Origin of the sequence: Streptomyces mayonensis (assembly GCF_018982965.1) — a bacterium.
In the GTDB taxonomy this organism is placed as follows: domain Bacteria; phylum Actinomycetota; class Actinomycetes; order Streptomycetales; family Streptomycetaceae; genus Streptomyces; species Streptomyces mayonensis.
On sequence record NZ_JACBYP010000076.1, the window covers coordinates 35,683 to 41,854 of the forward strand.

Consider the following 6,172-nt stretch of genomic DNA (forward strand, 5'->3'; position numbering starts at 1 on the left):
CGGGCCATGACGTCCGCACCCGCGCCCCGCACCGGCCCTCCGCCCCGCGCGGACCATCCACACCACTCCGACCGCCCGCACCGTGCCGACGGGGACCGCCCGCACCCTGCCGACGGGGACGGTTCGTACCACGTCGAGCGCCCGCACCCTGCCGACGCCGACCGCCCGCACCGTGTCGTCGTCCTGGCGCTCGACGGGATCCTGCCCTTCGAGCTGGGCATCGCGCAGCGCATCTTCGGCCTCGCCCGCGACGAGCAGCGGCGTCCGCTGTACGAGGTCGTCACCTGCTCGGTCCGGCCGCCCGGGCCGGTGGCCACCGACGCCGATTTCGCGATCCTGGTGGGCAACGGCCCCGAGGCGCTCGCCACCGCCGACACGGTCGTGATCCCCGCCTCCTACGAGCTGGGCCCGGTGCACGACGAGGGGGTGCTGACCGGGGAGCTGGCCGCCGCACTGGCTCGCGTACGGCCGGGCGCCCGGCTCGTCGCGATCTGCACGGGCGGGTACGTCCTGGCCGCCGCCGGACTCCTGGACGGCCGTCCGGCGACCACCCACTGGGCGTCCGCCGAGCACTTCCAGCGGCTGTTCCCGAAGGTCCGGGTGGACGCCGACGTGCTTTTCGTCGACGACGGCGACGTGCTCACGTCCGCCGGGGTCGCGGCCGGCATCGACCTGTGCGTGCACATCGTGCGCCGCGACCACGGCACGGCCGTGGCCAACGAGGTGGCGCGCCGCACGGTCGTGCCGCCCCACCGGGACGGCGGCCAGGCGCAGTACATCGAGCGGCCGGTGCCCGATCCGCAGCAGTCCTCCACGACGGCCGCCCGCGCCTGGGCACTCGGCCGCCTCCACGAACCGATCCAGCTGCGGGACATGGCCGCCCGGGAGTCGATGTCGGTACGGACCTTCACGCGCCGCTTCCGCGAGGAGGTGGGCGTCAGTCCGGGCCAGTGGCTCACCCGGCAGCGCGTCGAACGGGCCCGGCACCTGCTGGAGTCCACCGCCCTCAGCGTCGACCAGGTGGCCCGCGACGCGGGTTTCGGCACCGCCCAGTCGATGCGGCAGCACCTTCAGGCGGCGCTCGGGGTCACGCCCACCGGGTACCGGCGGACCTTCCGCTCGGAGTTTTCCACAACCTGTGGAGAAAGTGTGGAGCTTCAGGGGTCGTAGGGTGCCGGAGGTCCCCGGATTCGTCGGCCGGCGGCGCGGCACCGGCCGCCCCGGACATGGCATCACGCGCCGCCACCCGACTCCGGCGCTCCCGCCCGGCTCCCGTCGCCCCCGGGGGAACCGCCGCCGAATCTCGACCCACACTCGCCGAGGGATCCGTCACCGAACCCTCGTCGTCCCCTCGCGGCGAATCGATGCCTACAAGCGTGATGAAGCGGTCACGATCCGTCAACCGGCGCATACCGTTTCGCTCCTTGCATCCCGTTTCGCGAAGACGCGCACGGAAGCACACCCGGCGCACGCACCGGCACCAGCAATGGCACCCGCAACGCGCAGGGCGCAGGGCCTGCGTTCACGGGAGCGCGGGGCCTGCGTTCACTGGGGCGCGATGCGGGGCGGTCACACCGCCTCGTAGGCGAATCCGTCGTACGCCACCGTGCCGTCGCCGTCGCCGTCGCTGTCGCCGTCGCCGTCGCCGTCGCCCTCAGCGTCGCAGCCGCCGCCGGCCGGCGCGGGGTCCTCGCGCACGGCGCCGCGGTCCAGTTCGCACCAGATGCGCTTGCCGGCGCCCTCCCGGCTCCAGCCCCAGCGGTCGGCGAGCCCGTCGACGAGGGCGAGGCCCCGACCGCCGGTCGCGTCGCCGTCCACCCAACGGGGAACGGGCGCGCGGTCGCTGGCGTCCTCCACCTCCAGGCGAACGGTGGCCTCCTCGGCCCCTCCCGCCCCCGTTCCGGCTCCCGCGGTCCCCGCCGGCCCCGCTCCCGGTCCCGTTCCCGGCCCCGGCAGCACCAGCCGCAGCACGGCCGAACAGCCGGTGTGGACGACGGCGTTGGTCACCAGTTCCGAGACGAGCAGGATCAACGTCTCGGCGAGTGGTTCGTCGGCCCGTATCCCCGTCCCCGCCAGGCGCGAGCGCGCCCAGCGCCGGGCACGCCCCACTTCCGAGGGGTCGGGACGGACCTCCAGCTGCACTTGAAGCACCTGCACCGCTCACACCATCCGAACAGGCGGACACAAAGGCTCACGCCTCATGAGGGCCACGATCGTAGCCATTTCGAGCATGACCAGAACAATGGCCGGGGCGGGGATCACGGAACGTGAATCCCGTGAAGGACAGCTTGGTTGACGTACAGTCACGCCAACAAGCGCTTCGGGCATATTCCAGCGCGAAGGAGTACCCGTGCGGCATACTGTGCGACGCACTTTCCAGGGACTCGAACAGACGGTCGCCGACGGCCTTTTCGCCCGGCAGGGCAAGGCGTACGCCGCCGGTTCCGGAACGGGCCCGGGAACGGCCCCCGTACGGTCGGCGCCCACGGCCACGCACACCCGCCACAACGTACCGGACCGTGGCATCGACTCCGGACCGTGACGGGACACTCGACGGCCGCGCCCCGGTGTCGACGCTCCGTGACGACACCGCGCCACGATCAGCGACACGACCCGGTGCGGGCCGACGGCCGTGACCGCGGGGGCGGAGAGCCGCCGCTCGCGCGCGGTGAGCCCGCTACTCGGGCACGGTGAAGTACCGGGCGAAGGCCGGGACGACCTCCGCCTCCCCCACCCTGCCGTCGCTGTCCGCGTCGAGCCCGGCCGCGATCTGCCGGGCGGTGTCGCCGGGCACCCCGAGCACCGTGAGCACGCGCGCGGCGTCCGCGACGACGGGGGCGCCGGCACCGTCGGGATCGGCGAGGTCCAGTGCGGCGTGCAGAAAGGGGCGGGCGATCTCGGCGAACCGTTCCGGCCGGTCCCGCAGCCGCTTGACCGCGCCGGTCACGAACTCCTCACGGGTGATGCGCTGGTCGCCGTCGCGGTCGGCGATGCCCGCCAGCCCCTGCCACAGCGCCTCCGCGCCGCCGTACAGGGCCTGCCCCTTGTCGGACCGGGCTGCCACGCCGAACTCGGTGAGCAGCGCCTTGGCGGCCGCGCTGAAGTCCGAGCGGTCGATGTGACCGTTGCCGTCCTGGTCGAAGACGGCGAACCGCGCGGCGATCCTGCGCTCGTACTCGCTGTTGACCATGATTGTCTCCGGCCGCCTCATGTCGGTGTCTGGAATACGTCTGGCCCCGGAGCGTACGTCGGCGGGCGTCTCCGTGGGCAGGGGCGCGAGCAGGGGGCGCGGTGACGCGGACGGGGCGCGACGACGCGAGTGGGGCGCGGTTGCGCGGATGGGGCGCGGTTAAGCGCGCGGGGCGGTCATGCGGACAGGGGCCGGGGCTCGTCCCCGGTCGCCGAGGCGAGGTCGGGGTGGCAGTCGAAGAGCCGGCGCACGCCCAGCGCACCGAGGACGCGGTTGACGTGGGAGCCGTCGGCGGCGCCCTGCGCGGGCAGTATCAGGCGCAGGCGGCCCTGGCAGGAACGGATGAGCCGCCGGGAGGCGATGAGCACCCCGACGCCGCTCGAGTCGCAGAAGAGGACCTCGGAGAGATCGAGGACGAGGCTGTGCCGGCCCTCGGCCACCTCGTCGTGCACGCGCTGCCGCAGCACCGGTGACGTCACCAGGTCAAGCTCGCCCGACACCTGGAGCACGGCCCACCGGCCCTGCTCACCGCCGGTCACGTTGAACGTCACCACCATGCCCTTCCCTCGTCGGAACGCCTGAGTTCTCCTGGATTCAGCCAAAAACGGAAGACCTGCTTACGCTTCTTGGCGGCGCGCCTGCCCACCGGCGGTTCCCGCAAACACCTGCCCGGAAACCGTCCCCAGTCAGAAGAGGCTTGTTTCAGACTGTTTCGATCCTGTTCGATCGAATTTGATCGCACGATCGAGGGTAGTGGAGGCGCATATCACTTCTGGAGGGCCATATCACCTCCGGAGCGCCGGGGGCGCGCTTTGGAACAAAGGGGCGTGCGTTGTACGGCGTGCGGACTACATTCGGGGAGTGGACGCCCGCAGGCTGGTGCACCGGGCGCGCGGACGGAACAGAGGGAGCAGACAGGTACCGGGCAGGGACGGACCAGGGACCGAACAGGGGGTGGAGGGCCGCATGGCGAAGAGGGACATGCCGCTGCGCTGGGACCGCAAGATGCAGCAGCGGCTCGCACGCGGCGAGGCAGCCGCCCTGGGCGAGCTGTACGACCGGTACGCCTCGCTCGTGCACGGGCTGGCACACCGCGTGCTGGGCGAGGAGCGCGCCGCCGACCACCTCACGCGCGACGTCTTCGCGCACGTCTGGGAGCATCCCGACGCCTACGACCCGCGCCAGGGCCCGATGCGCACCTGGATCGCCACGCTCACCCACCGGTTCGCCGTCCAGCGGCTGCGCGCCACCGAGACGGCCGCCCTCGCCCGCGGCGGCCCGGGCACCGCCGAGGAACTGGAGACCAGGGTGCGCCACGCCTCGGTCGCCGCCCGCGCCGACTACATCGTCCAGTCCATGCCGGCCCCGCTGCGCGCCGCGCTGGAACTGGCCTACTTCCAGCGCCGCGACTACCGCCAGACCGCCGCCGACCTGGGCGTCACGGAGGACGAGGCCCGCCGCCGGCTCCGCCTGGGCCTGCAGCTCCTGTCCACCGCCCGCGACGCCGGCACCGCCGCTCCGGAGGCCCCCGGGGCGCCGCCCGGATACGGGGGTGCGGCGTGACGGCGTACGACGAGGACGGCCACGACGACAACGCCGACACCGGTACCAACGGCGACAACGGTGCCGACGGCGGGACCGGGAACGCGAGCGGGACCGGGAACACGTGCGAGGACGACGGCGCCCGCGGCCCGGCAGGCGGGCCCGGCGGCACCCCGCCGGGAGACTTCGACACCCCGCCGGGGGCCTTCGGCGGGCCGCGCATACCGCTGCCCCGGGTCTCCGTCGAGGACAGTGGACGGCCGCTGCCCGAGATCGCGCCGGCCGCGCTGGAGCATCACGTGCTGACCTCACTGCTCGGGGCGTGGGCCCTGGCCGCCTGCTCGGCACCGGAGGCCGCGGCCGTGGAGGACCACCTCGGTGAGTGCGACGCCTGCGCCGACGAGGCGTCGCGCCTGCGCGAGGCGGTCACGCTGCTCCAGCGCCCGGAGAGCCTCGACCTGGACCCCGGCCTGCGCACCCGCGTCCTGGACGGTTGCCTGGAGCGCCGCCCGCCCCGTATCCCGGTACCCGAGTGGGCCACCCCGTACGACGCGGAGACGGCCCGTCTGGACGCCCTGCTCCAGGACATCGGGGACTCCGACTGGCACACGCCGGTGCGCCTGCGCTGGTTCGAGGAGGACGGTCCCGCGAGCCGCCGGACCACCGTCGCCGGGGTCATCGCCCACCTGCTGGCCGTGGACGGCGCGGTCGCCCTCACGCTGGGCCTCACCGACCCGCTGGGCGGCACCACCGCGCCCACCCGGGCCCCGGCCGTCCGCACCGAGGCGTACTGGCGGGCCTCGCGCACGCCGCCCACCCGGCTGGTGCGGGGGCCCTGGCGGGAGCAGAGCCACGACATCGTCCGGACCGTGTCGTTCACCGGCGACGCGGGCGGGATGCCGGTGTCGTACGGCGACTTCGAGCTGCCGCTGCGGGACGCCATGCTGGACCGGGCCTTCGAGTGCTGGGTGCACGCGGAGGACATCGCCGACGCGGTGGACTACCCGTACGAACCGCCCTCGGCCCGCCATCTCAACGGCATGATCGACCTCGCGGCCCGGATGCTGCCGGGCGTCCTGGCGGCCCGCCGCCGGGCCGGACTGGCGGCCCCCGGCGGGCGTCCGCACCTGGTGCCCGCGGGCGAGCCCGGGCGCAGCCTGCGGCTGGAGATCGAGGGCTCGGGCGGCGGGGAGTGGCTCATCCCGCTCGACTCCCCCGGCGCGGTGGGTTCCGTCGAGCACGAGGTGGCCCATGTCGCCCTGGACGGCGTGGAGTTCTGCCGACTGGCCGCGGGCCACGTGCCTCCGGCGGAGGCAGCGGCGGGCCAGGTCGGGGACCGGGAGGCGATCCGGGACGTGCTGTTCGCCGCGGCGGGCCTGAGCCGGATGTAGGGGCGGGCGGCGGTCCCGGGGGCAGGCAGCGGCGCCCGCCCCTACATCC

6 protein-coding genes are annotated in these 6,172 nt (G+C 74.0%); 3 read left to right on the forward strand and 3 right to left on the reverse strand.

The features are described from left to right. Positions 1–6: 6 nt before the first annotated feature. A complete protein-coding gene (locus HZS56_RS25200) occupies positions 7–1,170 on the forward strand; it encodes a GlxA family transcriptional regulator (RefSeq protein WP_253914828.1) in 1,164 nt (387 codons plus the stop codon). A 399-nt stretch (positions 1,171–1,569) separates the two neighbouring features. On the opposite strand, the gene HZS56_RS25205 is transcribed toward HZS56_RS25200, so the two are convergent. The 3 genes from HZS56_RS25205 to HZS56_RS25215 all read right to left on the reverse strand — a co-directional run bounded on the left by HZS56_RS25205 (position 1,570) and on the right by HZS56_RS25215 (position 3,747). Then, positions 1,570–2,142: an ATP-binding protein gene (locus tag HZS56_RS25205; protein ID WP_216723073.1), complete on the reverse strand. Its 573-nt coding sequence runs from the start codon at positions 2,140–2,142 to the stop codon at positions 1,570–1,572. A gap of 535 nt (positions 2,143–2,677) precedes the next feature. After that, positions 2,678–3,190 (reverse strand): EF-hand domain-containing protein, encoded by a 513-nt coding sequence (locus HZS56_RS25210; RefSeq protein WP_216723074.1) that lies wholly within the window; start codon positions 3,188–3,190, stop codon positions 2,678–2,680. A gap of 176 nt (positions 3,191–3,366) precedes the next feature. Then, positions 3,367–3,747, reverse strand: a complete 381-nt coding sequence (locus tag HZS56_RS25215; RefSeq protein ID WP_216723075.1) for an STAS domain-containing protein — start codon at positions 3,745–3,747, stop codon at positions 3,367–3,369. 409 nt (positions 3,748–4,156) lie between these two features. Here HZS56_RS25215 and HZS56_RS25220 point away from each other — a divergent pair, with 409 nt between their 5' ends. Continuing rightward, positions 4,157–4,753: a sigma-70 family RNA polymerase sigma factor gene (locus HZS56_RS25220; protein WP_216723076.1), complete on the forward strand. Its 597-nt coding sequence runs from the start codon at positions 4,157–4,159 to the stop codon at positions 4,751–4,753. After that, complete coding sequence (locus HZS56_RS25225; RefSeq protein WP_216723077.1) at positions 4,750–6,123, forward strand: maleylpyruvate isomerase N-terminal domain-containing protein; 1,374 nt, start codon at positions 4,750–4,752, stop codon at positions 6,121–6,123. The genes HZS56_RS25220 and HZS56_RS25225 overlap by 4 nt, the downstream gene beginning before the upstream one ends. Positions 6,124–6,172: the final 49 nt, after the last annotated feature.